Annotated in this window: 28 protein-coding genes; all 28 read right to left on the bottom strand. The window is 35.8% G+C overall.

Annotation, left to right across the window (positions count from 1 at the left end):
• Positions 1-237 precede the first annotated feature (237 nt).
• The 28 genes from DF185_RS04915 to DF185_RS04775 all read right to left on the bottom strand — a co-directional run bounded on the left by DF185_RS04915 (position 238) and on the right by DF185_RS04775 (position 24777).
• Positions 238-1071 carry an SDR family NAD(P)-dependent oxidoreductase gene (locus DF185_RS04915; RefSeq protein ID WP_110359627.1) on the bottom strand — a complete coding sequence of 278 codons (834 nt, stop codon included), beginning with the start codon at positions 1069-1071 and terminating at the stop codon, positions 238-240.
• A gap of 221 nt (positions 1072-1292) precedes the next feature.
• Positions 1293-2213, bottom strand: a complete 921-nt coding sequence (locus DF185_RS04910) for a helix-turn-helix domain-containing protein (RefSeq protein WP_110359626.1) — start codon at positions 2211-2213, stop codon at positions 1293-1295.
• Positions 2214-2731: 518 nt separating this feature from the next.
• Positions 2732-3520, bottom strand: coding sequence for an SDR family NAD(P)-dependent oxidoreductase (locus DF185_RS04905; protein WP_110359625.1), 789 nt, complete (start codon positions 3518-3520; stop codon positions 2732-2734).
• Between the two features lie 11 nt (positions 3521-3531).
• Positions 3532-3906, bottom strand: a complete 375-nt coding sequence (locus DF185_RS04900) for a hypothetical protein (RefSeq protein ID WP_110359624.1) — start codon at positions 3904-3906, stop codon at positions 3532-3534.
• Between the two features lie 10 nt (positions 3907-3916).
• Positions 3917-4339, bottom strand: coding sequence for a nuclear transport factor 2 family protein (locus DF185_RS04895; protein WP_110359623.1), 423 nt, complete (start codon positions 4337-4339; stop codon positions 3917-3919).
• 4 nt (positions 4340-4343) lie between these two features.
• Positions 4344-5333, bottom strand: coding sequence for a quinone oxidoreductase family protein (locus DF185_RS04890; RefSeq protein ID WP_110359622.1), 990 nt, complete (start codon positions 5331-5333; stop codon positions 4344-4346).
• Between the two features lie 170 nt (positions 5334-5503).
• The gene (locus DF185_RS04885) at positions 5504-6334 is read right to left on the bottom strand and encodes an SDR family NAD(P)-dependent oxidoreductase (protein WP_110359621.1); all 831 of its coding nucleotides are present in this window, start codon (positions 6332-6334) and stop codon (positions 5504-5506) included.
• Positions 6335-6680: 346 nt separating this feature from the next.
• Entirely contained in the window at positions 6681-7508 is an 828-nt protein-coding gene (locus tag DF185_RS04880) for a nitroreductase family protein (protein WP_110359620.1), read from the bottom strand.
• Between the two features lie 110 nt (positions 7509-7618).
• Positions 7619-8482, bottom strand: coding sequence for a helix-turn-helix domain-containing protein (locus DF185_RS04875; protein WP_110359619.1), 864 nt, complete (start codon positions 8480-8482; stop codon positions 7619-7621).
• Between the two features lie 83 nt (positions 8483-8565).
• Positions 8566-9516 carry an aldo/keto reductase gene (locus tag DF185_RS04870; RefSeq protein WP_110359618.1) on the bottom strand — a complete coding sequence of 317 codons (951 nt, stop codon included), beginning with the start codon at positions 9514-9516 and terminating at the stop codon, positions 8566-8568.
• 3 nt (positions 9517-9519) lie between these two features.
• On the bottom strand, positions 9520-10551 hold the full coding sequence (locus DF185_RS04865; protein WP_110359617.1) for an L-dopachrome tautomerase-related protein: 1032 nt from the start codon (positions 10549-10551) through the stop codon (positions 9520-9522).
• A gap of 31 nt (positions 10552-10582) precedes the next feature.
• Positions 10583-11215 carry a nitroreductase family protein gene (locus tag DF185_RS04860; RefSeq protein ID WP_207784583.1) on the bottom strand — a complete coding sequence of 211 codons (633 nt, stop codon included), beginning with the start codon at positions 11213-11215 and terminating at the stop codon, positions 10583-10585.
• 15 nt (positions 11216-11230) lie between these two features.
• Positions 11231-11866 (bottom strand): flavodoxin family protein, encoded by a 636-nt coding sequence (locus DF185_RS04855; RefSeq protein ID WP_110360121.1) that lies wholly within the window; start codon positions 11864-11866, stop codon positions 11231-11233.
• 16 nt (positions 11867-11882) lie between these two features.
• Complete coding sequence (locus tag DF185_RS04850) at positions 11883-12572, bottom strand: flavin reductase family protein (RefSeq protein WP_110359616.1); 690 nt, start codon at positions 12570-12572, stop codon at positions 11883-11885.
• Positions 12573-12575: 3 nt separating this feature from the next.
• On the bottom strand, positions 12576-13736 hold the full coding sequence (locus DF185_RS04845; protein WP_110359615.1) for an FMN-binding protein: 1161 nt from the start codon (positions 13734-13736) through the stop codon (positions 12576-12578).
• Positions 13737-13766: 30 nt separating this feature from the next.
• On the bottom strand, positions 13767-14531 hold the full coding sequence (locus tag DF185_RS04840) for a type 1 glutamine amidotransferase domain-containing protein (RefSeq protein ID WP_110359614.1): 765 nt from the start codon (positions 14529-14531) through the stop codon (positions 13767-13769).
• A 398-nt stretch (positions 14532-14929) separates the two neighbouring features.
• Positions 14930-16225 (bottom strand): ankyrin repeat domain-containing protein, encoded by a 1296-nt coding sequence (locus tag DF185_RS04835; RefSeq protein WP_110359613.1) that lies wholly within the window; start codon positions 16223-16225, stop codon positions 14930-14932.
• 11 nt (positions 16226-16236) lie between these two features.
• Positions 16237-16968, bottom strand: a complete 732-nt coding sequence (locus tag DF185_RS04830) for an SDR family NAD(P)-dependent oxidoreductase (protein WP_110359612.1) — start codon at positions 16966-16968, stop codon at positions 16237-16239.
• A gap of 78 nt (positions 16969-17046) precedes the next feature.
• Positions 17047-17562 (bottom strand): hypothetical protein, encoded by a 516-nt coding sequence (locus tag DF185_RS23755; RefSeq protein ID WP_207784582.1) that lies wholly within the window; start codon positions 17560-17562, stop codon positions 17047-17049.
• 110 nt (positions 17563-17672) lie between these two features.
• Positions 17673-18263 carry a flavodoxin family protein gene (locus DF185_RS04820; protein WP_110359611.1) on the bottom strand — a complete coding sequence of 197 codons (591 nt, stop codon included), beginning with the start codon at positions 18261-18263 and terminating at the stop codon, positions 17673-17675.
• A 73-nt stretch (positions 18264-18336) separates the two neighbouring features.
• The gene (locus tag DF185_RS04815; protein ID WP_110359610.1) at positions 18337-19173 is read right to left on the bottom strand and encodes a nitroreductase family protein; all 837 of its coding nucleotides are present in this window, start codon (positions 19171-19173) and stop codon (positions 18337-18339) included.
• 16 nt (positions 19174-19189) lie between these two features.
• On the bottom strand, positions 19190-19474 hold the full coding sequence (locus tag DF185_RS04810) for a putative quinol monooxygenase (RefSeq protein WP_110359609.1): 285 nt from the start codon (positions 19472-19474) through the stop codon (positions 19190-19192).
• Positions 19475-19598: 124 nt separating this feature from the next.
• Positions 19599-20492, bottom strand: coding sequence for an NmrA family NAD(P)-binding protein (locus DF185_RS04805; protein ID WP_110359608.1), 894 nt, complete (start codon positions 20490-20492; stop codon positions 19599-19601).
• Between the two features lie 8 nt (positions 20493-20500).
• Positions 20501-21601, bottom strand: coding sequence for an NADH:flavin oxidoreductase (locus DF185_RS04800; protein WP_110359607.1), 1101 nt, complete (start codon positions 21599-21601; stop codon positions 20501-20503).
• Between the two features lie 11 nt (positions 21602-21612).
• Complete coding sequence (locus DF185_RS04795; protein WP_165835943.1) at positions 21613-22020, bottom strand: nuclear transport factor 2 family protein; 408 nt, start codon at positions 22018-22020, stop codon at positions 21613-21615.
• A gap of 467 nt (positions 22021-22487) precedes the next feature.
• Positions 22488-23429 carry an NAD(P)H-dependent oxidoreductase gene (locus tag DF185_RS04785; protein ID WP_110359604.1) on the bottom strand — a complete coding sequence of 314 codons (942 nt, stop codon included), beginning with the start codon at positions 23427-23429 and terminating at the stop codon, positions 22488-22490.
• A gap of 98 nt (positions 23430-23527) precedes the next feature.
• Complete coding sequence (locus DF185_RS04780) at positions 23528-23959, bottom strand: MarR family winged helix-turn-helix transcriptional regulator (RefSeq protein ID WP_110359603.1); 432 nt, start codon at positions 23957-23959, stop codon at positions 23528-23530.
• 107 nt (positions 23960-24066) lie between these two features.
• Complete coding sequence (locus tag DF185_RS04775) at positions 24067-24777, bottom strand: XRE family transcriptional regulator (RefSeq protein WP_110359602.1); 711 nt, start codon at positions 24775-24777, stop codon at positions 24067-24069.
• Positions 24778-24788 lie beyond the last annotated feature (11 nt).

Genomic DNA, 24788 nt, shown 5'->3' with positions numbered 1-24788 from the left:
TCAATACTTCTTTTATAAGTTGTACATACAAATCAGTGGCTTGTAAAAAAAGCAGGATTCAGAACTTAAACTCAATAATGCATATGGCAATTAAAATGAGAGCATAAAAAAATGAACTGCTTTGTTGTATTTATATAGCAAAATTAGGTAGTAAAATGGTAAGCAAATTTCTCATTTCAAATCAATGATTTCCCATTTCAAAGAATAGAAAGCTTGTTACCTTGGATAAGGTTTCAACTAATTCCAAGGTATTTCTTTGGCATATTGTATCAACTTACCAGAAAAATTATCTTTTGTATTGGCTACCAGCTTAATGATGTGCTCCGCTGCATCATAAGCTGATAAGGCATCTTGTCCCATACTATCTATATATGGTTTTGAAGATTCAGTATAAACCCATCCAGGACATACAGAAAATATGCTGGTGTTTTTTTCAGGATGATTTGAAGCTTCTTCTCTGGCAGCGATTCTCATTAGAGCAACTTGTCCTATTTTTGAAGGTGTGTTAATCCATTCAGGCCATCCTTTTTCTAAATCGTTCTCAGTTTTTACATCATCTACATAATCTTGCATGGTTTTATTAATATCTTCTAAACTCATGCTATCTGTATTAAATAGAGGATGTAAACTTTCATTTAGATTTAATAGTGAGCCAAAAGCACTGGCAACAATTATAAATTTGGCATCATTTTTTAGGATTGGTTGAAAATGTTTCAATAAGGAGTAAGTGCCATAAATATTAGTGTGAATATAGCTCTCAACTTGATCCTTATTTGATTTCTCTTGAGAAAGTCTTTGTGCTGCATTACCAATCAATAAATCTATTCCTCCGTGTTTTTCCAGAATGAAATTTTTAGCTTCTACAACACTTTCTTCTTTGCTGATATCAATATATATAACCTCTAATTGGGCATTTGTATTTCCTATAGCTTCAATTGCTTCTTGGCCAGCTTCTGGTCTGCGAACACCCAAGTAGATGGTATCATTCTTTTTATATAACTCATTTAATCTTTGAGCTAAACCAAAACCTAAACCTTGATTGGCTCCTGTAATTAATGCTACCTTGTTCATCTGTAATTTTTTCTATATTGTTATTCTTGTTTATTTATATGTTGTACACACAAATCAATAAGCTTTTAAAAAACAGTTGCATATCCTTTATAACCTGAATAAAATGTCACAACATGACCATATACTCAAAAAGATATGAACTGTTTAATCTTCTCAACAATGCAAAAATAATAGGTGAAAAAGGGATTGGATTTCCCAATTCAAATCAAAGATTTCCCAATTCAAAGATTGGCGTTTTTCCGGTAGGAAAGAGGGGATAAATCGGTATGTTTTTTAAAGAAGGCACTAAATTTAGCAGGAGAACTAAAGTGTAGTTTGTATGCAATTTCTTTGGAACTTGTATTGGTTTGTGCCAAATCCGCTTTTGCCAACTGCAAAATGTGATTGTGGATATGGTTTAAGGCTGTTTGACCTGTAATTGATTTTACAACAGCGTTTAAATGGTTAGGGTGAACATTTAATTCATTCGCATAATCAGAAGGAGAATGCGGGTTTGAAATAAGCTCAACTTTTGTGGCGCAACAAAAACTTGCTTTTACCAGATTTTCAAAGCGAGACAATAACTTTAAATCAGCTTTAAGTATTTGTTCTTGAACAGTTTTTGCGCTGTGATGTTTTTTGAATAATCGTTTAATCTGATTTAGAAGCTCCAATACATATATCTCTATAAAATTGAATTTATCTTCATCATCACTTATATATTCCTGCTTGATTTTATCGTAGGTGCTTACAAGTTCAGGTAGGTCTTTCTGATCAATTTTAAAAGGCAAGGATGCATCAATTTTCAGAAAAGGGAAATCATCCAAAACGCGATCGAAATAATGCGAAGAGCTGAGAAAGTCTTGAGAAAAGATTAAATAATAGCCAGACCATTCTTGATCAATCTCCCAGGACTGAATTTGAAATGGAGTATTAAAATAAATGGTTACTCCTTCTGGAAATTGGGTATGATGGCCTGATTTTACTTTTCCTTCACCATAAGTTCTGATCGCAATAAAGTAGAATTCATGGCGGAAAGGCAACATTTTTGTTCGAATGTATTCTTTATTTTCTTCAAAACGACGAATGTCGAAATGTGGATGCTTGGGTGGTTTGATTCCAATGGCATTGCAGTATTCGGATATGGTTTTAAAGAGTTGCATCAGTTAAATAAGTTCTCTTGTTTCAATAAAATTTCGGCTTGATATATTATTCTCCAAAATTAAATAATAATTCAGTTTTTAACGAATGATTTATTTCTTCATAGATTGGATAGAAGTAAATGTGAGATCGTTCAGACTTAAGCTATGAGACCTTTAACACTTAGGCTATGTAATGTTTCATATTTTTGAGATGTTGAAGACCTTAAAAAGAAAGGGCAAAAATCAGTTTAAAAAGTCCTTTGTAATAAATTGAAAATGAGGCATAATTATCAGTTGAAAAAAACGTGCTTACGTTTTTTATTTTCCTAAGCACGTTTTTTTTTATTGCTTCATTACCATCAAGTTTTTTTATCTGTGGAAACTGCATTGTTATGAACTTAGAACTAATATTTTACATGTGATACTTGAATTGAAAATCTATCCTTAGGCTAATGCAGTGTGCATCCTTAAGGGGATACAGAGAGCATTATTAGGAAAATAGAGTGCGCATTAGCCTAAGGATGCACACTCTATTCATTTTAAACCCCAGTCATTTCATAGGATAGTTCCATCAGTTGCTTCCTAACCTGTTCATCATAGGCAGTAGCATCTGCTTTTTCTTGTGTTCTTTTGAAAAAATACTTCCCATTGGTATTGATAAGTTTGTCGCTTATAGCAAGTGTTACCACCGATTTTACTCCATCAGGAATGGTATCCATTGGAGATTGAACGATTTTAGTAGGCATTAAACTTGCCGGGTGTAAGGCATTCATGCTGATTCCATCTTTGGCATATTCATCTGCCAATTCAACGGCTAGCATGATTTGTGCAAGTTTCGATTGACAATAGCCTTGGTATCCAGTCCAATGTTTTTCCTGGTTGATGTCTTCAAAATTAGGAGCTGCTTGTCCTGCCGAGGCAACTTGCACGATTCGCGAAGGAGCTGATTTTTTCAAGAGAGGTTTAAGAAGCTTTGTAAGTAGATAGGTTCCCAAATAATTTACCTGCCAAAGCATCTCATTTCCATCTTTGCTAGTACGTCTCGAAGGTTCAATTCCCAATCCTGCATTGTTGATTAAGACATCTAGCTGTTGCTCATTCTCTAACACTTCCTGAGCAAGTTGTTTGATTTGTGATAATTCAGCAAAATCTGCATTGTAATATTTCAGATTGGTATTTCCAGTTTCTTTTTCGATTTGTTTAAGCAAAGCTTCACCTCTTTGTGGATTACGACCATGCAACACCAGAGTATGACCTTCTTTTGCCAGTTCCAGGGCTACGGCTTTTCCCAAACCATCGGTAGCTCCTGTTATTAATATTGTTTTCATTTTCTAAGCTTTTAGATAATTGCGTAAGCCATGATAATTAGCCTATCGTTTTCTAGTTTTACCAGCCATTTTTCCACAGATTCTGACCTGCTCACTATCTTATTGGCAATATGGTGTTCAAGTGCAATGTCAAAATTGATTTGATAAAGCTGATCTGCCACTTGTTTTGAAACTATATTGCTGGCTATGTGGTGTGCTGTAATGTCTGATTTCTTTTGCATTCCACTGTAAATGCTTAAAAATCCTTTGTGCCCAAATAGCTTTGTTCCGTAAATATTGAACTCAAAATTTTCGTCCAGTCTTTCAAGGAATACCTCCGATGCTTTCAGTTGATCTAGATCAGAAAACCAGTTATGGACAAAACTTTCCAATTGTTCATGATTCATCTACTTTATCTTATTTTAATTGATCTAATAAATTGAATGATTTTATTGCCACAATAGGATTAAAAACCTCGGTATAATGTTGGATTTCTCCTGCTTCATTGAATTTGAAAATTAAGAAGTAATCATTGTTGTAATCCGAGCCATCCTTAAGTATGACTTTCCCTTTGGCTTTCACATATACCATTGATGGATCTTCCATGGCATACATTTCTTCAATGGTCATTTCTACTCCTTTAAAGCTTTCAAAAACGGGAGTCCAATACGCATGAATACCTTCTTTACCATGAGCACCTTCAGGTAATATATCAGAAGCATATGGATTTACATGCACACAATCTTCGCTGAATAAGCCTACTAAAGCTTCTACATTTATTTCTTCAACGGCTTGATAAAAAGCCAATACAGTTTGTTTATTCTTATCTGCTGTTTTCATTGAATTATTCCACTGTTAAAATTAGTTTACCACGAACCAAACCTTTTTCCAATTTTTCATGAGCAGCTTTGGCTTCACTCAATGGCATGCTTTCATAAACAGGCTTAATTTTGCCCTCGTCTAACCATTGGTAAAGTTCTTTCAATCCGCCATCTACCATTGGGTAATTGTTGAAGTATGTGGCATATAATTCAGAAAAAGAAATGCTAGGAGCTTTGCTAAAATTATTCATTAACTCTTGCATCAAATTAAATTCTCCCATGCCACCCAGAAAACCAAAAACAACGATATGTCCAAGTGGAGCTATCAATTCCAGATCGTTTTTAATGCTATCGCCGGCAACAGGATTGAATACATAATCGATGCTGTTTTCTCCAACTGCTTCTTTAACTTGTGTCATCCAATTTTCATTGGAAGTATTAAAGGCATAATCGGCTCCCATTTGTAGTGCATTTTCTACTTTTTCATCTCTGCGTTCCAATGCAACGAGTTTAAGATCCAATAATTTAGCAATCTGAATCAATGCAGTACCAACACCACCTGATGCGGCATAGATTAAGGCAGTTTTACCGGCTTCAACTCTGGCAACATTTTTAAGCATGTGGTAAGCCGTGAAGTAATTGACAGGCAATACGGCTGCCTCTTGCAAATTTGCATCATTGTTTAGTACAACCAGCTTATTGGCATCTACCAAAGCATATTCTGCATAAACCGACGAACCAATTACCCCAAGGAAAGCAACTTTATCACCTTTGTTTAGGTGTGTTCCGTTGGCATCTTCAATTACACCTGTTCCTTCAACTCCTGGAATAAATGGAAGTTCAGGCATCATACCTGGAGGCATATTTCCTTCTCGTAAAATGGTATCGATAAAATTGACAGGAGCTGCATGCACTTTTATCAACACTTGTCCTTTTGCAGGAACAGGAGTTTGCACATCTTTGTATTCTAATACTTCGGCACCACCGTTCCGGGTAATCTGAATTGCTTTCATGTCTCTAATTTTTGAGATTATTATACCTGCTTGTACTTAAAAATTACGTATTTATTTTGATAGCTCACGTAAGGCTCTTACTACCTCCGGTGAAGAGAAAGTAAGCTATCCTAATTTTTGGGTGGGCGTGTCTGCTCAAATTGCTTATGCTCTCACACGCCCTAATTCAATTAATTCCATGGTAATTCTTTACCAAACTGTATCAATTTACCTGAATATTCATCTGTGTTATTATCAATTAGATCAATAATATGACCAGCTGCATCGTAAGGTGATTGTGCTTCGTGCATATTATCGAAAAATGGTCTGGAAGCATCAGTATCAACCAATCCCGGGCAAACAGAATAGATCTTTGTGTTTTTTTCAGGATGATTTACAGCTTCGTCTCTTGCTGCTACACGAGTTAAACCTACTTGAGCAATTTTAGAAGGAACATTGATCCATTCCGGCCATCCTTTTTCTGAATCCTTTTCTGCTTTTACATCAGCTACGTAATCTTCAATTACCTTGTTGATGTCTTCCAGGCTCATATTATCAGTATTGAATAGAGAATGCAGGTTGCCATTTAAATGAAGAAGTGAACCAAAAGCACTTGCTACTACCATAAATGTACCATTGGCTTTAAGGTTTGCTTGGAAATGTTTCAACATGTAGTAGGCTCCCATGTTATTGGTTTGAATAAAACCTTCTACCTGCTCCTTATTAGCAAGCTCTTTAGACATGCGGGCTGCAGCATTGGAGATCACTAAATCGATACCACCATGTTTCTGAACAATGGCATTTTTTACTTCTTCAATGCTTTCCTCTTTGCTAACATCCAGACGAATGACTTCCAGTTGTGCATTTACTTTTTCGATTGATTTGATTGCTTCTTCACCTGCTTCCGGTCTGCGAACGCCCAGGTAAATGGTGTCATTCTCACCGTATAACTCATTTAATTTTTGTACTAAACCAAAACCTAATCCTTGATTGGCTCCGGTAATTAATGCTACTTTGTTCATCTTATCTTTCTTTAAATTTGTTAATACAAAAGTAGCTCAGGAAGCAGGGCAGGTGATAATACTAAAAAAGGGAGAAATGGTAATAATTAGCGATTTGATTGAAAAGTCTTGGAAATACTATGTGATAATGTCTTAAAGGTCTTTTAAATAGGTAAGCTACGAGAATTCTAAAGGAAATTTGATTCTTCTTATATCTAGTTTGAATGGTTTTGAAATAAAAAAGAGGCTTCTCTTGCTTTACAGCACAGAAGCCTCTTTTTAAGAATTCTTATCAATCTAATTAATTTATCTTTTTGTCCTTAGACTTTTTCGATAAATATTTCATTACTATTTCTTCGCTTGTCAATTAATCAATTTTAGCGGTATGAATGTGCACGCCTTCCGATTGAATGGCTCTAGGATATTTTACAGCTGGTTTTCCGAATAGCATGGCATATCCAATCTTGTGATCGCTTGGTATTTCCAGTATTTCCAACAGCTCATTGGCTACATCATTAATGGTCCATTTAACCAATCCGTTCCAAAGAGTTCCAATACCATTAGCATTGGCAAGTAATTCAAAATAGCTTAATGCGATTAATGTGTCTTCTTCGGGAGAAAGAGCTGTTTTTGGCACGGAAGCAATTAAAAGGTGAGGAGCTCCTCTAAAAATTACATCAGTTCCATTTTGGTACCATCCCTTTTGAAAATCGTTTATAAAGCTTAGTTTTTCATCTATTTTTCCAGCTTCGCCTTGGTTTTTTATTAAAGAATAAGCCAAGTCTCTAAATTTATGCATGGCTTCCAAATTGTCAATTACAGTAAATTGTACACTGTTGCTATTACCTCCTGTTGGAGCGAAAGATGCTGTTGTTAAAAGTTCATTAATCAATTCTTTACTAATATTTTCTTGTTTGTATTTACGAATTGATCTGCGAGTTTTAACCATCTCACCCATAGCCTTCGGATCAGGTAAGTTACCTTTGTTCTTTAGGCTTTCTTCCAGGTTTTTACCTAAAATAGAAAGTGCTTCTGTAGGACAAACAGCCATACAATGTTGACACTTGATACATAACTCTTCTTTTTCCTGTTCTATTGAAGGAATATCCTTCATATCGATAATTCCAACCGGACATTCATTGGCGCAAAGACCACAGCTTATACACTTTTCGTTATTTACTTTGAAATCTAACATGCTTACTATTTTTTTAACGACTTATTATTTCACCATAACACATTTGTATTACAAAGGTAGGGAAGTAGTCCTTAAAAAGGTGAGACAAAAAACGGTAAAAATGGCAATAATTAGCGATTTGAACGAAATGCTTTTGGAGTACTTTTTGTGTGTTTCTTAAAGAATTTCCCAAAATAGGTAGGTTCAGAGAAGTTCAGTCGGAAACTGATTTCTGCAATGTCAAAATCAGTATACAGCAACATGTTTTTTGCTTCAAGCAGGATTCTTTCTGAAATGTGTTCTTTTGCAGTTTTACCTGTATGTGCTTTAATTCTATTGTTCAGGTAATTCGCAGTGAGATTTAATTGGACTGCATAAAATTCAACAGATTTCTCTTCAATAAAATGATTGTTGACCAACCTTTTAAAGTTATTCACCAATTGATATTCACCAGGTATAGCTTTTTCAATGGTTTGGTGTTTTTCCTGAAGTATTGTAGCTTTTTCAAGTAAGGCAAGTAATAGGGCTTTCACAACCTCTTGATTCTGACTCTCAGACTTGATCATTTTGAACAAGCTTACAAATTCCTTTTTGTCAGAGTTGTTTAAATGAAACAAGTTATTTTCACTACTTCTGAAGAAGGAAAAGTTTGAAACAACATCGCTCTTTAGTGGCAAAAGAAACTCAGGCTTGAAGAATATCAGAAAGCCAGTCATCGATTCTCCTCTCACAAAACTAAATACATGTTGAGGCCCTTGAAAGAATAGAATGTCTTCCTGATTGGCATGCTTATCCTGGTTGATCTGCATTTCACCTTCCTGTTGATTTTCAAGAAAGATGATTGAAAAAAAATCTCTGCGGTGAGCAGGAACCATTTTGCGGGTACTAGGATAGGTCTCCTGGTGTGTGATGATATCAAAATGATCAGAAAGAGGCGTGTGATCAAAACCGGTTAGCTGATATAGCTCTTGGATGTTTGAAATTTTTTGAATCATAAAGCACAGGGTAATAATCTTAGGTACTTACAAATATACCCATGTCAATGAGAAATATGACATGGGCATAGTATTAAATGTTACTAATCCCACACATTAGCAACGGTATATGGGCCACCTGGAACCTCCCAGAATTTTCCATCTACATATCGTCGGTCTATATTTAAGGCTTCCATTTGCTGCATTTCAGCTTCACTTAATGTAATGTCAGCGGAAGCCAGATTTTGTTTTAAACGTGCAGGATTAACCGATTTAGGAATCACAGAAATACCACGTTGTACAATCCAAGCCAGTATGACCTGGGCAATAGAAACGTTTTTGGCTTTTGCAATCGCTTCAATATTTTTGTCTTCCAAAAGAATAGGCTCATCCTCTTGTTTCAGTCCTTCTGGTCTGTCAGAAGATCCTAGTGGTGAATATGCTGTCACGTGAATGTTATTGCTGTGACAATATTCTACCATTTGGTTTTGCTGAAAATAAGGATGTAGTTCCACTTGGTTCATCTCTGGCTTAATGCTTGCGACTTCCATTAAAGCTTTCAATTTGGTAACAGAGAAGTTGCTTACTCCAATATTTCGTGTTAATCCTAACTTGACAGCTTCTTCCATGCCCAACCAGGTATCGGCAATTGGTTGTTCTTCCAGAGAAAGATAATCTTCCGCTTTTTCAGCACCCATAACACCTGGCTTAAAAGCCACTGGCCAATGGATTAAGTATAGATCAAGATACTCCAATTGTAAATCGGCAAGTGTTTGTTTCAGAGCTGGAACAACATTGTCTTTTCCATGGCCATTATTCCAAAGTTTTGAAGTAATCCACAATTCTTCGCGTTTTACAACTTCTTCTTGAATTAACTCACTTAAAGCCTGACCAATTTCCTTTTCATTACCATATATTGCCGCACAGTCAATATGGCGGTAACCCATTTTTACAGCTTCTTTTACAGCTGTGTAGACTTCTCCTGGTGCAGATTTCCAGGTTCCAAGGCCTAAAATTGGCATTTGATCTGCATTCTGATATTTAAGTGTATGCATTTCTTATTTTGATAATTTAATTACTTGATATTGCTTTCTTTGATTTTCTGGCAAATGAATTTGTGATGTCGTGAAATAAACATTTCCTTTCAGATCCATAGCAAACGAATCGGCCCAACGAATGATTTCATCTTGAATCAGCTTTTTGATGTTGCCATCTCTTTCCAGAACATTAATGGAGTTGTCTTCCAAACCGCCCAACCATAGATTTCCTTCTTTATCGAACATCATTCCATCGGTAGCAGGTACTTTTTTTACCATTTCTACCTGTTCTGCGATTTGCTCATCCGTAGAGTTTTGAGAACGTAATGTTTCAGTAGGAACTCGATACAAACTATGTCCCGTTAAGGCTATGTAATACAAAAATTGCTTGTCAGGAGATAGGGCAATGCCATCGGAATGGACAGAGTTTTCCCATTTGATTCCATCACAAATCAGGTGATCCACTTCGCTTTCGGTGGAGTAGTGGTGGTCCAATACTCGCTTTGATTCTCCCGATTGCAAATTCAAAACAATTAATGCTCCGTTTCCTGAATCAGTCATATAAGCGAATTGATTCTTGGTATCAACTCGAACATCATTAAAATAAGAGTTTGGCTGGTAAACACCTTCTGGAAATTGATATACTTTCTCTTTTTGATTGCTATTCAAGTTGAAAACGTACAATTTAGGACCTCCTTCCAAAACTCCTTGGAAAAGAGGATTTCTGGTATCCAATACCCATAGTTTGTTTTGGTCATCAACAACTACCGATTGAACAGCCTGGAAAGATTCCTCATTGTCAGCATTATTCCATTCCTGATTAGGAAAGGCCACTGCTTTACCATCTACAATTTCCGCAACACTAATGGGTACATCATTCGACCATTTTGGATAGTTTACGAACAGACGGGTTTCCTTACTTACTGCAACTCCCGTCCATTGCTTATCGGACGAAGCAGTTACTTCTAAATTATTTGACTGTGTTTTCTTAGTTGGTTTACAAGCTAAGACGCTTAATAAAAGCGATGCTGCAATCAGGTATTTCCAATTCATATTAATTGTTTTAAGTGAATTTTTAAATCATTTACCATTTCTGCCAATGCAGATTCTCTGGTTTCCATTTGTCTTTTGGTTTTTCAACACCAGTTGGATATCCGATAGGAATCACATTTAATGGAATAATATGTTCTGGTAAATTTAGTATATCAATTACTGATTCCATTCTGTCTTTTGCAGGATATGCTGCGGTCCAAACAGCACCCAGTCCCATGGATTCTGCAGCAAGAAGAATGTTTTGTGTTGCAGCAGAACAGTCTTGAATCCAAAACTCCTGTTCCCAGCCTTGTAAAGCCTTGCTAAGATCACCACAAACAATAATTACAGCACTAGCCTTTTTAGCCATTTTGGCATAAGGAAGTGCATCACCCAATTGATCTAGAGTAGCCCTGTCATCAATTGCGATAAAAGCCCAAGGTTGCTTGTTAACAGCCGTTGGAGCAGCCATTCCTGCTTTTACCAAAGTTTCCAGTTGTTCCTTGCTTACCTTTTCATCGGTATAGTTTCTTACACTCTTTCTATTGTGTATGATTTCCAATGTATGATTTTCTGAATCCATTTTTTGCTCAGGTTTTGAACTGAATTTTAAGATCAATAATAATACACAGACTGCCAAAAGAATATTTACAATCTGTGCGGTTCCAATGTTTTTAATACTCATAAACTAGTAAAGTGATTATCTGATAAAGTGTGTAAATGCTTTCTTTTCAGGAGCTGGTGCTTCTACTTTTTCTTTGCCATTCTCAATAAGTTCCATCAGGTAGGCCATGTTTTTACCTAAAACTCTCATGATCTGAACACCTTCTTCATCTTGGTGCACTTCGCCAGGCATGGTTCCGTGGATTACATTCCAGTAATTTGATGTTGGAATCATCATTTCAGAATAGTTCAGATAGTTGTTCATTTCATTAAAAGCAGGTAATCCTCCTGAACGACGAACAGCAGCAACTGATGCACCCACCTTGTGACGGAACATATAACCATTTACACCGCTCACATAGAAAACACGGTCCAGAAATGACTTCATTGCTGAACCCAATGAAGCATAGTGAACTGGCGACCCAAGAAGAATTCCATCAGCATTTTTCATTTTCTGGATCCAGTCATTTACGTCATCATTTTTGATTACACATTTCTCATCCTGATTTTTTGCACACATATTGCAAGCAGTACATGCTTTCACATTTTTAATACCAACCTGTAAAATTTCTGTTTCAATTCCTTTGGCTTCTAATTGCTCACATACCAATCTAAGTGCGTGATAAGTGTTGCCTTCTTTTTTAGGGCTACCATTAATTGCTACTACTTTCATATTCCTTACTGTTTTATTATTGATTTTTGAACTTGTTTCCTTCTTTCCAGGCATCACCAACTCGTTCTCCAACTTTGTAATAACCACGTTTTGGCATTTCAAACAAGAGTGGTTTTACTTTGTTAAAATCAATCTTCTCATTTTCATCTAGAACGGTTTCGCTTACATATGTATTTACAACTTTCACAATAAAATTATCGTGATGTTCCGTGTCATATACATCGATTACCTCACATTCCATCGTAATGGGTGATGACTTGATCATTGGTGCATTTTCTAATGTACCTTCAAAATATTCAAATACATTTGATTTGTCAACATCTTTTCCAGATTTCATTCCAACAAAGTCGGCCGGTACCATCATCGATTCCGATACCAGGTTGACTGAAAGAGTTCCATTCTTTTTAATACCTTGATTTGAGTAATGTGACTTTCCAGAGCTTAATATTAGGCAATCGAAACCAATATTTCCAATGTGTGCTATCGCAATCCAATTGACCTTCCCATCTACTTTTGTACCCACAACTGTTGTTGGCGTTGGATACAGAGCAGCGTGATTTCCAATATTCTTTTTAGGGATATTGGTGTAATCTGTTACTTCAGCCGAATCACCAGATTTGCTAATATCTTCGCCTTGATTCACTTTAATCAATAAAACCACAAGAGAAAGTGCAAGAATAATATTTAGAGTTTTTTGAATATTCATGATTTACATTTTATTGGTCCAATTCAAAATTTGACCAGTTGGACATACAAATCGACACCAAGGGCGCGGTGTGATAATAGAAATAAGTAGGCTGATTCCAGCAATAATTAGTACTGCAAGTGAAGCATGTTTAAATATAAAAGCTGAAAATGGCTCGTAGTTTACGATATCAGAAGCGATTCCCATCCACAAACAAAAGAATACAGCCAGTGTAATGAAAGTTTGAGTATGCTTTAAGACTTTCATTAGTGATGGACTGGGATGAAATTTCTTCTTGTTTAATTTACCTGCCAGTTCCTGTGCCGATCCAAAAGGGCATATCCAGTTGCAATAGAATGATTTCTTTTTGAAGAATAGAGGCATTACAATGGAAAGTACCAACATCAGAAACACTACACTGCTGGTTAGTAGATTCATTCCATTGGCTGTCCATCCCAACAAAACATTAATGGAAATAAATTTACCACACCAAAATCCTAAAACAACAGTGTTTAAAACCAATTGTATGGTTCGTACGTGTTTATTTGTTTTATACCTAAAAGAAACAATCACTCCCAAAATGATTACCAATAGTGCTGCAATTGTCTTGATATCCATCATGGCAAACCAATTCGTACTGTTGCTACCATTACTAACCGATTGCAAACTATTTAAAATTGAACGGTTAATGGCATTTGAGGTCATGGTTGCTCCAGACAAGATATCTGGTTTTTGCGTTGACATATCCTTGTAATTCTTGCCAATCCACTGGGATATGATTCCGTCGCTTTCAATTGAAGCAATAAAATCGGGTGTTTCATTATTTTCAAGTAGAAGAATGTTTTTGATTCTGTTGCTAGAATCAAGTTGCAGAAGTAGGGGAGTTGGACCTCCAAAACCATATACTCCTTTGCTAAAAGCGAGCGTATTGATTACTCTGTCTGCACTTAAATCTTCTCCAGTAGTCCAGACTCCCTTACTTTCTTCTCTAAGCAAACTTCCGTGTATACCTAATGTTTGTAGTTGTGATTTAGATGGAGGAACTATTGTAATTCCATCTTTCTTGGATTTGAATAAATCTTCAGCTTTGTGACCAAACAATTTCCCGTTGTAGGAAACTGCGGCCATAAAAAATAATAGTAAGAGCACCGTGTTTGCGATGCTCTCTATAAATTTGTTTTGCATGATTTTGATAAAACTCAGGTTGCTGATTGTTTATTTGTTTTTTAATAATTTAAGCATTTCCATACCTACAGCTTTTGCTGATTGAGGATTTTGACCTGTAACCAGCCCTTGGTCTACAGACACTTTTTCATGCCACATATCAGCTTTTTGCATAATAGCTCCATTTTTTACTAATTGGTCTTCAAGAGAAAAAGGAACAATCGTGTCTAATTTAAGTGCGGTCTCCTCTTTATTGGTGAAAGCACTAACTTTTTTTCCATTTACCAAGTATTTTCCGTTGCTAAGTTTCACATTAACAATTCCAGCAGGACCATGGCAAACTGCACCAACAACTCCACCATTTTCGTAAATCTTACTTGTAATTTCACTTAAAGCAGTATTATTCGGGAAATCCCACATGGTACCATGACCTCCGGCATAAAAAATGGCTTCATATTCACCTTTGTTTATTTCATTTGGTTGCATGGTATTTACCATTTTTTGTCGATAGAAATTATCATTTAAAAATAAGTTGTTGATACTGTCATTAGTATCATTACTTCTTGGATCCATAGGTACTTTTCCTCCTTTAGGAGATACAAAATCAATAGTATATCCAGCTTTTGTAAATACATGCCAAGGATGTGAAACTTCACTTAACCAATAACCAGTTTTCTCATCAGTATTTCCTAATTGATCATGAGAAGTTAATACAAATAAAATCTTCTTTTGAGAACTCTGTTTTTTATCTTTTTGATTACATGCAAATGCAATAAACAAAAGGAATATAGATGAATAAATTGTTATTTTTTTCATTTGAATAATTATTTGTGATATTGATATATCTAGTAATAGTATACGTTAATGCTGCATACTTCCTTTTATTGTTACAACAAAGTTAAATGTTAACTATAACAAATAGACGTATTACAAGTCTGTGATATGGTTACATAAATGTGTACTTAGTAGATTTATAGGTTGATAGTGCACTGTTAATAAAAAGTTAATCTTTAATGTAATCTCGAAAAGTCTACTTAATGCAATCTTTTAGCCAAATAGGGAGCTATACGGCTTGGTAAATACCTGCCTTCAGTTCGAAATTTGTTTCATACTCCTTTTCCCTGGTCTATGTATCTCTCGATACCCTGACCATGTATCACTCGATACAGGGTATGGTCAAAAATCTAAATCCATCACCACCAAGGGATATTTGACTACTTTGTAGTAAATAATTCTATTATTTCCTGATAGCCTTTTTTCTTTGCCAATTCAAGTGGAGTCAATCCATCCCAAGCTTTAATGCTTGTATTTACACCTGCATTAATCAAGATTTTGGCTGTTTTTGTATTTCCGTGCCAAATGGCATCATGGAGTGGAGTGTATCCGTTGGTTGGACCTTGTGCATCTTTAATTTTATCAAAATCCCTATGCTTCACAATCATCTCCATAATCTCAGGATTTCCTTTATAACTAGCCTTATGAGCAACAATTGCTTTCACATCCTCAGGTAAATTTTTAGGTGTTATTCCATCCTGTTCAAATTTTTCAGACATGTATTCTTTGTATTTGCTATCATACTCTTTATAGATATTAACGATTTCCTGATCTATAGGATGTAAAGACGTTTTTCTATTGTCTGGCACAGGAAATTGAGATGCGGTTCTTCCGAACTGATCTTTTAAATTTACATTAATGTGATCCATACTTAAAAGATATTTGATCATTTCAGGATTTTGATACCAGGTAGCAACCATTAAAGGAGAAAAGCTATTGCTGGCAGCCTGTAAGTTAATTATTGCCTCAGCACCATTGTCCACCAATATTTTCATCACATCTACATTGCCTCCCTGAGCAGCAAAATGGACCACGCTTGTACCTGTAATAGGATCGAGAGTAAAAATATTAGCTCCTTTATCAATCAGGTCTTTTACCAATTTAGCATTGCCATTTCCCGCAGCTTTCATTAAGGCCGATAAATGTGTGTTCTGATGATTGAGATCCTTCATGTAGGCTTTATGATGTGCAATTTCTAGAATATCTCCTTTGCGAATCAATTCTACATCCTGATGAATGATCATCTCAATATGTTGATTCTCTTTGTCAATCGCTTTCCACTCTACATCATAGCTGGCTTTCCAAGCATCTTTTTCGTTTCCGCTTACCTGAATATTTCGAAGGGCATGACTGTTCCAAATAATATTGTCTTCAACACTCTTGTACCAACGTTTAAAATCATCTTTTGATTTGATTGGAAAATCAGGAAAATTCATATCCACAGGTTCTGCAATGTGTTTCAGATAATAATCAATTTCCTTTTGGTGATCGAAGGCTGCGAACCATTGATATATAAAGGCGATGACATCATTCACGCTATATTCTGTACGAGCTTTGTGGTCGTAATCTGATTTACCTTCAATCTTGCTGGTGGCAAATGTTTGAACATTGCTTAGGAAGTTTAAAAGTAAGATGATAGAAAGCGCAATTGTGATTCTTTTGGTTAATGTGTTCATATGTTTTGGTTTTAATAGTTATGCACTGCGGTTAGGCCTCCATCAATTAGGATGTCCTGACCATTAATATAACTGGCTTCCGGAGAAGAAAGGAAATATACTATGCCACTTATTTCTTCAGGTTTTCCAAAACGTTGCAATGGTACTTCCTTTTTGCGTGCCTGAGCAACTTGTTCTCCAAGCATCTCTTCATTAAATTGTTCAGTATTGATGTATCCCGGACTAATTGCATTGATATTGATTCCTCTGTCGGCCAATTCTATCGATAAGCTTTTAACCAAGTGACTTATGGCTGCTTTGGTAGAACCATATAGGGCAGAGGAGTATAAGCCTCTGTGATGCGTCCAGGAAGCATTTACAATAATACGACTATTATCAGGCATTATTTTTAAAGCTTCTTGAATTAAAAAGAAAGTGCCTTTGTAGTTGATGTTCACCAATTGATCGAACTCATCTTCTGAAATTTCTGTCAATGGTTTAAAAATTCCAACTCCAACATTGGAGAATAGAATATCAATATGTCCGAACTTTTTTTGAATTTCACTCATCAATGCTTTTCGCTCTTCACTAATGGAAACATCAGAAGCAATGGTATATATGTTCGGATATTTTTGTTTTACTTCTTCTAATTTTTCGCGATTACGTCCAGTAATAATTACCTGATCGCCATTTTCGGAAAATTTGATAGCAGTGCTTAAGCCCATGCCCGCTGAACCGCCTGTAATTAAGATATTTCTTTTCATTCTTCGTGTTGTTTTATTTTGGGTAAAGATATTTGCAAGCTATGCTCAACACTTATACTAATTGAGGGAATAATGGTATTAATTAGCGATTACCATTGGGTCATTAACTTTCGCAATATATTTTTCGATTACAGGAAGCTGTTTTCCTTCTTCTTCTCTCATAATCCATACTTGTCGAATCGTATTATCAAGATAAGTACCATCTTTGAACAAACCACGCCAACGTACATCAAAAGCGACCTGATATTTTCCATTAACAAGAAATTCAACGTTTATCTTCTCTATATCATGATCATCGGACTCCAAAAGATTATGAATCCATTGATGCCATTCTACATAGTCATTCCATGATCTAATTTGGTAATCAGGAAAGTCCACGTAAATATTTTCATCAATAAAAGGTTTAAATTCATCTACATTAACATGTTCATTTTCACAAGTAGCTCTTTCGTACATGACAAATACTTTATACACAAAACTTTTAATGTCATTTCTGGTAAATTGTCTGTTTCTGATTTCTTTCATTAAAGTGGCATAATCCACGCTTGGTTCCAGATACTTGTCTTGTTCAATTTTATTATTCTGTGCACTCATTGTATTTGTGTTAATGGTAAATACTAAAATTAGTAATATAGGTTTGAAGTATTGTGTCATCGTTTTATTCATTGAAATTTATTATATGACTGGAATTCAATGCTATTGTCTTAAAAAGTATGCGTTCCGTATGAGTAATGATTATGCATAGAAAATGGTGTCCCTTCTGATGTTTGCATCAGTTTAATGGCTTTAACCATTTTAATTCCTAGCTGTTTTGCGGACTCAATGCCTTTGCTTAGTTCTTGCTCTGTGTTGTAGGCAGAAACAAAGCCAAGGTTGGCTATTCCTTGTACAAGAAAGAAATTGCTGATCGTATTGATTGCACCCATATGTCCCAAACTTCCAGCTGTAATAATTGATGCTCCAAGCTTATTTCCGTTTAAGGGTTGAACTGCATAACTTCGGTCAATTATAATTTTACATTGAGCGTTTACATCGTAGAAATATACCGGACTAACCATTAGAATACCGTCTGCAGCCTTCATTTTGTCATGAAGTTCAATCATATCATCTTTTAATATGCATTTGTGTTTTTTCACACAAGCCTTACAGCCTCTGCATACTTGATGGTTTTTATTCCTTACATGATAAATCTCAACTTCAGCACCATTTTTCTCCAAGGCATTGATGGTGTGTTGTGCCAATGCTAGACTGGAGGATTTTGGCCTTGGGCTGCATGAAATAACTAATACTTTCATTAAAAATTAGATTTATAGTTCAGGATAATTACCTGGTTTCAGGTATTTAAAAACGAGTAAAGTAGGCAGAAGCCTACTTTAAACTAACAGAACTGATGTGAATTCCTTCCGATTGTATTGCTCTAGGATATTTAATTGCTGGCTTACCGAACAACATCGCGTATCCAATTTTGTGATCACCTGGTATTCCAAGTGCTTTTCTCAAGTCAGTATCCAAATCATTAATGGCCCATTTAATCATTCCATCCCATAATGTGCCTATTCCATTGGCGTTGACAAGAAGCTCAAAATAACTAAGTGCAATTAATGAATCTTCAACTGGCGTTACATTAGTACTAGGAGCCGAAGCAATTACGAGATGTGGAGCTTTCCAGAAAAGGCGATCTTCTCCAGTATGTTCCCACAATTTCTGCAGACCATAGATGAAATCCATAGGAGGTTTTATTTCTCCTGCATCGCCAGCTTTTTTAATCGATGCATAAACCATTTCTCTGAATTGTTGCATGGTATTGGTTTCATCAATCACAGTAAAATGCACGCCATTGTCATTGTGTCCAGTCGGTGCGTAAGAAGCTGTTTCTAACAACTCATTGATGAATTCTTTGTCTAAAACTTCTTTTTTGTACTTGCGAACTGATCTACGATTTTTAATCATCTCGCTCATCAGTTTTGGATCTGGCAATGTGCGAGAATTTTTAAGGCTGTTTTCAGGTTCTTTGCCTAATATAGAAAGTGCTCCGGTAGGGCATACTGCCATACAGTGTTGACATTTTAGGCACAATTGTTCCTCTTCACTTTCAATTGATGGCAATTGATTCATGTTAATGATACCCATTGGGCAATCACCAGCACACAGACCGCAAGTTGTACATTTCGATTCGTCTACTTTAAAATCCAGCATATTATTCATTTCTTTTCGACTTTACTTATTTTACTTCATACACTTGCATGTCATTCTCACTATCAAACCATGTAGACACTTTCGCAAAGAAATCTTCCATGTGTTTGGTTTTTAGGTGAGCATCCAATGCTTCTTTTGATTCCCAACGTTCGAATATGAATAGATCATTCGATTCCTTGTCCTTTTGATACATCTCATACTCAATGCATCCTTCTTCCTTGTAAACCAATTCGGATACTGTCTTAAATGCAGATATAAAATCTTGTTTGTGTTCGCTCTTTGGAGAGGCTTTAACTGTTACAATTATCATTTTATTTGTTTTTTTGATTTCTCTTCAAATTTATGGCTTTGATGATGCAATGAGGCTTGTAACATTGATCTGGTATAGTTACACAGATGTGTTAATTGCATTGCCAGAATAGGATAGGCCCGTGTTAATGACTTGTTAAACTATTTAGCAATTCACTCTTATGAATTTTCACCCATTCTCTAAAGCTGGTAGAAGGAGTTCCTGTTACATAAGGCACATCATCTCTGATGGTTCCCATATAGGTCATTCGTCCATCTTGAATTTGACGCATAATGTCAACAGCATTTCTGGCGTAGGTAATTTCTACATCGGTACTTCCGCTGTTAAAAAGTGCTTCCAACTCTTCGGGTTCCTTGGTATCACAAGTAATTTTTCTACCTAATTCTTCAGTGAGAATTTCAGCAGCTTCATCACCATTTAAAGCCTCGGTACTTAACCAATAGGATTTGCCAGAATGTTTCTTTTCGCCTTCTTCCAATACTTTTGCAGCAACTCGAGCTGCATCGTCCAGTGCTGTCCAGCCCCAGCGTGCTTTTCCTGAAAACATCACAAATTGATTGTCTACAATTGGAGTCACATTTATCAGATTTTCCATGAAGTAATTGGGATGAAGGTTGGTCCAGGCAATTCCACTGGCCTTTATATAGGTCTCAACCAATTGATGCCATGCAAAATGTCCTTCAGTACAATCCCAATTGGCAAATATTCCCCAATGTACAATGTGTGATACTCCGGCTTTTACAGCAGCGTCAGTTAATGTTTTGGTTTGTAGAAGCATATCTACAGTGTAGCCCGTTAAAATAAAAAGTCTGTCGATACCAGCCAATGCAATTCCAAAAGTTCTGGGCTCATCCAGATCTAAATAAACAGCATCTTTTCCTTCGCTTTTCCATTTTTCGACTTGATCTTGTCTTCTGGAGCAATACCTTACATCAACAATTTTGTTTTGCTCAAGCTTGTCAACAATTAAACTTCCAGTTTGTCCGGTACAACCAACTACTAAAACTTTTGCTTTCATGATTCTACTTACTTTTTTCGATTCAAAATACACGATACAGGGACAGTATCCCAGCAACGATTACAGGATATACATTTTAATTGATAGGATGGGTTTTCTTCCCATTTATTAACCAAATCAGGTTCCGCAATAAATGGTCTGGCCATGGAAAAGAACTCGATGTTTGAATCATTTAAGATCTTTTCCATAAGGTCTGGCGTTCTATTTCCTCCTACAAATGAAATTGGAGCTTTCACCTGCGATGAAATTTTGATGGCGGCTTCCTTATAATATGATTGAGCTTCTGGTGACTTTAATTTAGTTCTAACAATAAGAAGATCCGGTTTACCCGATAGACTTCCTGCACTTAGTTCGATTAAATCGATTCCTATTTCATCTAATCTTTGACAAACCTGTTGAGCTTCTTCAAATGTCATTCCTTCGCCATTTTCCAGTAAATCATCATAGTTCATCTTAATCATTACGGGAAAATCATCACCAACTCTGTTTCTTACTTCTTGAACAATCTCATAAAGTAATTTTGCTCTGCCATGAATATCTCCACCATACTCATCGGTTCTTCGATTGAAATAGGGAGTTAGTAACATGCTCAAAAAGTAGCCATGTGCAGCATGAAACTGAATGGCATCGTAGCCAGCTTGTTTTGCGCGCAATGCTGCATCTCCAAAAGCTTTGGTGAGTTGCTTAAAATCTTCAATAGTTGCCTCTTTAGGTGTAATTCCAGTCATGCGATTTTCAACGGCTGAAGGACCAATGAATTCCATTCCTTTGGCATTGGGGTGCGTACTGGCAGATCCTCCATACACAATCTGAAGTCCAATTTTGGAACCATTTTCATGAACTAGGGATGTTAGCTTTTGATGTTCTTCAATTAAATCATCACTATATATTCCCAACATGTTTGGATTTGGCTGCTCTTCCTTTAAAATATAGGCATATCCTGTTATTACAAGACCTGCACCTCCCTTTGCCAGATCTTCATAAATCTTTAGAGTTTGCTCATTTAGCCTGCCATTATCCTCGGCAGCATTCATCCATGCTGCCGATCGGATTATTCTATTCTTAAGCTCTAAAGAGTTAATTTTTACAGGTTCAAATAATCGTTTCATAAAATGAGTTATTAATTTATGCTGCCAGATTGGTGTTTACACTTAAATATCTCATCAACAATTTTCCAATCATTATTGATTCTGTTCAGTTTGAATTCGTATGTTCCTACAACTTCCCAAACACTCTTATCAGCTTTGTAATGGGTTGATGTCCCATAGCAAGTTACAGTGGCAGAGTTTTCATCCATACTTCTAAAAAGCATATTACCAATTTGATGATGAACCGATTGAAATTGTTCCATAATTGGACGCCATGCTGATACAATCTCTTGAGGAGTCATTACATGCTCAGTTTCGTTTCCTTCCAACAGGTGAAGCATTTTAACTTCCGGTGCAAAAACAGACGCCAATCCTTCCCAATTGTGTTCGTCGTTGTATACAAACATTTTTGTTACAACATCTTCTATTGCTTTTCTCATTATGTGCATTAATTTTTTATTACTGATTTAATTTGTTGTAGTACAATTCTATCTGAGTCTAAGTTCTATTCTGTAATCGCTAAAGAATACTATAAGTGGAACTGGTTCCCTAAGGTTGTATCTAACGATAATTTTTTAAGCTTTGCAGTAATATTTTTATCAATTGAATGGGTTTAGACTTGAAAATCATACCTTTTTTTAAAATAGATAGTGATTTAGGTTTGATTTGTATGCTTTGAAGTTTGATTTTGGTACCATTACCTATGATTTTCCATGCTATAGGCTTCAAAATCGAGCCTTTATGAATCAAATTCAAGCTTTGAGGTATGGTTTTCATGCTTCAAAGTATAAAAAACGAGCTTTCACCTTCGAAAATCAAACCTATAGGAGTGATTTTCAAAGGTAATGAGGTGTTCATCAATCCTCTAGCCATAGTTTTTTAAACTTTTCATCAACCTCTTGTACCTTTAATTCACCGAATTAACGATATACTCGTGAATTTTAACTCTACCATCGCGGGTAATTTCAACTTTCCAGTTTTCCTTCACATTTAATTGCATCAAATCACCAGATGTTGTTTCTGCTTTCATTTTAACGGTCAAATCCACATCAAAATGTCCGTTGTTTGCTGTTACATTAATGGATTCAATACGATGTTCATTATTTGGTTTAATGTTTTTCTTAATCTCGGCATACCACTGGCTAAATCCTTCGTGTCCTTCAAATTCCCCTTCTACAAATTGTAATTTGGCTCCATTGGCAATGTGATTATTGAAATAGCCATCATCAGCCAAAACATCAAAATGTTCAAACCATTCTTTCGCAAATCCTTTAATTACTTTTTCTGGATCATTACTCTGTAAATCTGTAATTAAATCAACTAGAGTTTGAACTTGTTGATCTGCGCGTTCTTCTACAGCCTCTTTGGTATTGTATACGCCAGGAATATATACCATTCCGTTTTGGTACACAGGAGGCAAGTAGTTCATTTGCGATAAATAGGCAGTTTGCTCCATTGGACGAGTAAAATCTTCAACGCGATAGTGATTATAACCAAGAGGAGAGTAGGAGTCTGCAGGACCACCCACGGTAAAACTTAGCACGAAGTTTTTGCCTTTTAGTTTGTCTCCTTCAGGTCCAAATGCGAAGTTGAAACAGAATACATCATCGAACCATTGTTTTAGAATAGCCGGCATATTGTACCACCAAAATGGATATTGGAAAATAATAGTGTCAGCTTGTAATAGTGCTTCTTGTTCTGTCTCAATATCTATTTTAAAATCAGGATATAGATTCATAATATCTCTGACCTCTACATTTTTGATGTTTTTTTCTAATTGTTCTGCAATTCTTTTGTTTGCAATTGATTCATCTAGGTTTGGATGTGCTAAAATTACTAGTGTCTTCATATCTTTATCGTCTTAGTTGTACATACAATTATATTTATCAAATGATTCCTTTAATATTAGTTGCACATACAAATGTTGTGCTAAAAAAATAAAGGATTTTACTCCTTTAATATTGTATTTGCTTTGTGAATATCCTCAGTCAGTTTAACGGCAAATTCTTCACCCATGACCTCACAGTAATTATCGAATAGTATGCTTAAGGCCTGGTTAATTGATTTCTTTAGATTCTTGCCATTTTCAGTGGGGTAGATATAAACGGAACGACCTTCTTGCACACGCTCCACATATCCCTTTTGCATCAGCTTGTCAATGAAACGCGTCATCGTGGATGCTTTTAGGTTCATTCTTTTACTTAGAATGTTTTGACTCAAACCTGGCTCTTCAATTAATAATAACATCAAATGAGCATAGGAAGGTGCCAAACCCGTTATTTTAAAAGCATCTTCTGCCATTTCATTAATTTGTCGGGCTAGAGAGTTTGCTGTAAAATACAGGCAACATTCGTGATATGTCTTACAAGATTCGCTCATGATTTATTAATTTACAGGGACAAATATATATTTATTAGTTGTACATACAATGATTTGATATTCTTTTTTTGATTTTTTAACATTTCAGCGACAAGTTATACTGATTCTTATTCGATTTCAAAACCATTGTAAGTTTCAAATTTCCACATCTCTACCACTTTACCAATTGGCAGTTCGTAAGGTTTGTAGTTTCGGTTGGTTGATACCAAAAGAAGTGTTTGGTTTTTTTCAAGTTGCTTGTATATCATTTTAAATACGATACCATCCTCCTGAGTAACAATTATGCAAGGAGTACCATCTTTAATCGTTTCCCAATTTTGAATGTATGATGCCGTTACCCACGATCCTTCGGGAATGGGAAGCATTGAATCTCCTTCAATTTGGAAGGTGCGATAGGTTTTATCCTTTGGCAAAAAAGGAAGAGAGAACTTTGGAAGTGATTCTATAAACTCCAAATCACCATAGCTATTTGTATAGCCAGCCTGGGCTTTTAAGGGAACCATTTCAATGTTTTCATCTCCATCTTGATTTACCGATATGGTAAGCAAACGAAGTTTTTTGCCAGTTACATCAATGTCAAATCCATCTTCGATCTGAGAAAGCTGAAATTCCGATAATTCCTGCAGCTTATACCTTATTAATGCATCAATGGAAACATTAAAGTATTCGGCAAATTTCACCAGTACTTTAAAAGGTGGTTGAACGCTTTTTTCATAGCCTGCCAGTGTGGTTCGTGTAATCTCCAATTGATCAGCCAAGTCGGCCTGTGATTTCTTTCTTCTCTTGCGAAGGAACTTGATATTTTCTGCAAAAAACATGCTTTTTTCTT

Source organism: Marinifilum breve, assembly GCF_003202155.1.
Taxonomy (GTDB): Bacteria; Bacteroidota; Bacteroidia; order Bacteroidales; family Marinifilaceae; genus Marinifilum; species Marinifilum breve.
This window is presented reverse-complemented; position numbering and strand designations above follow the sequence as displayed.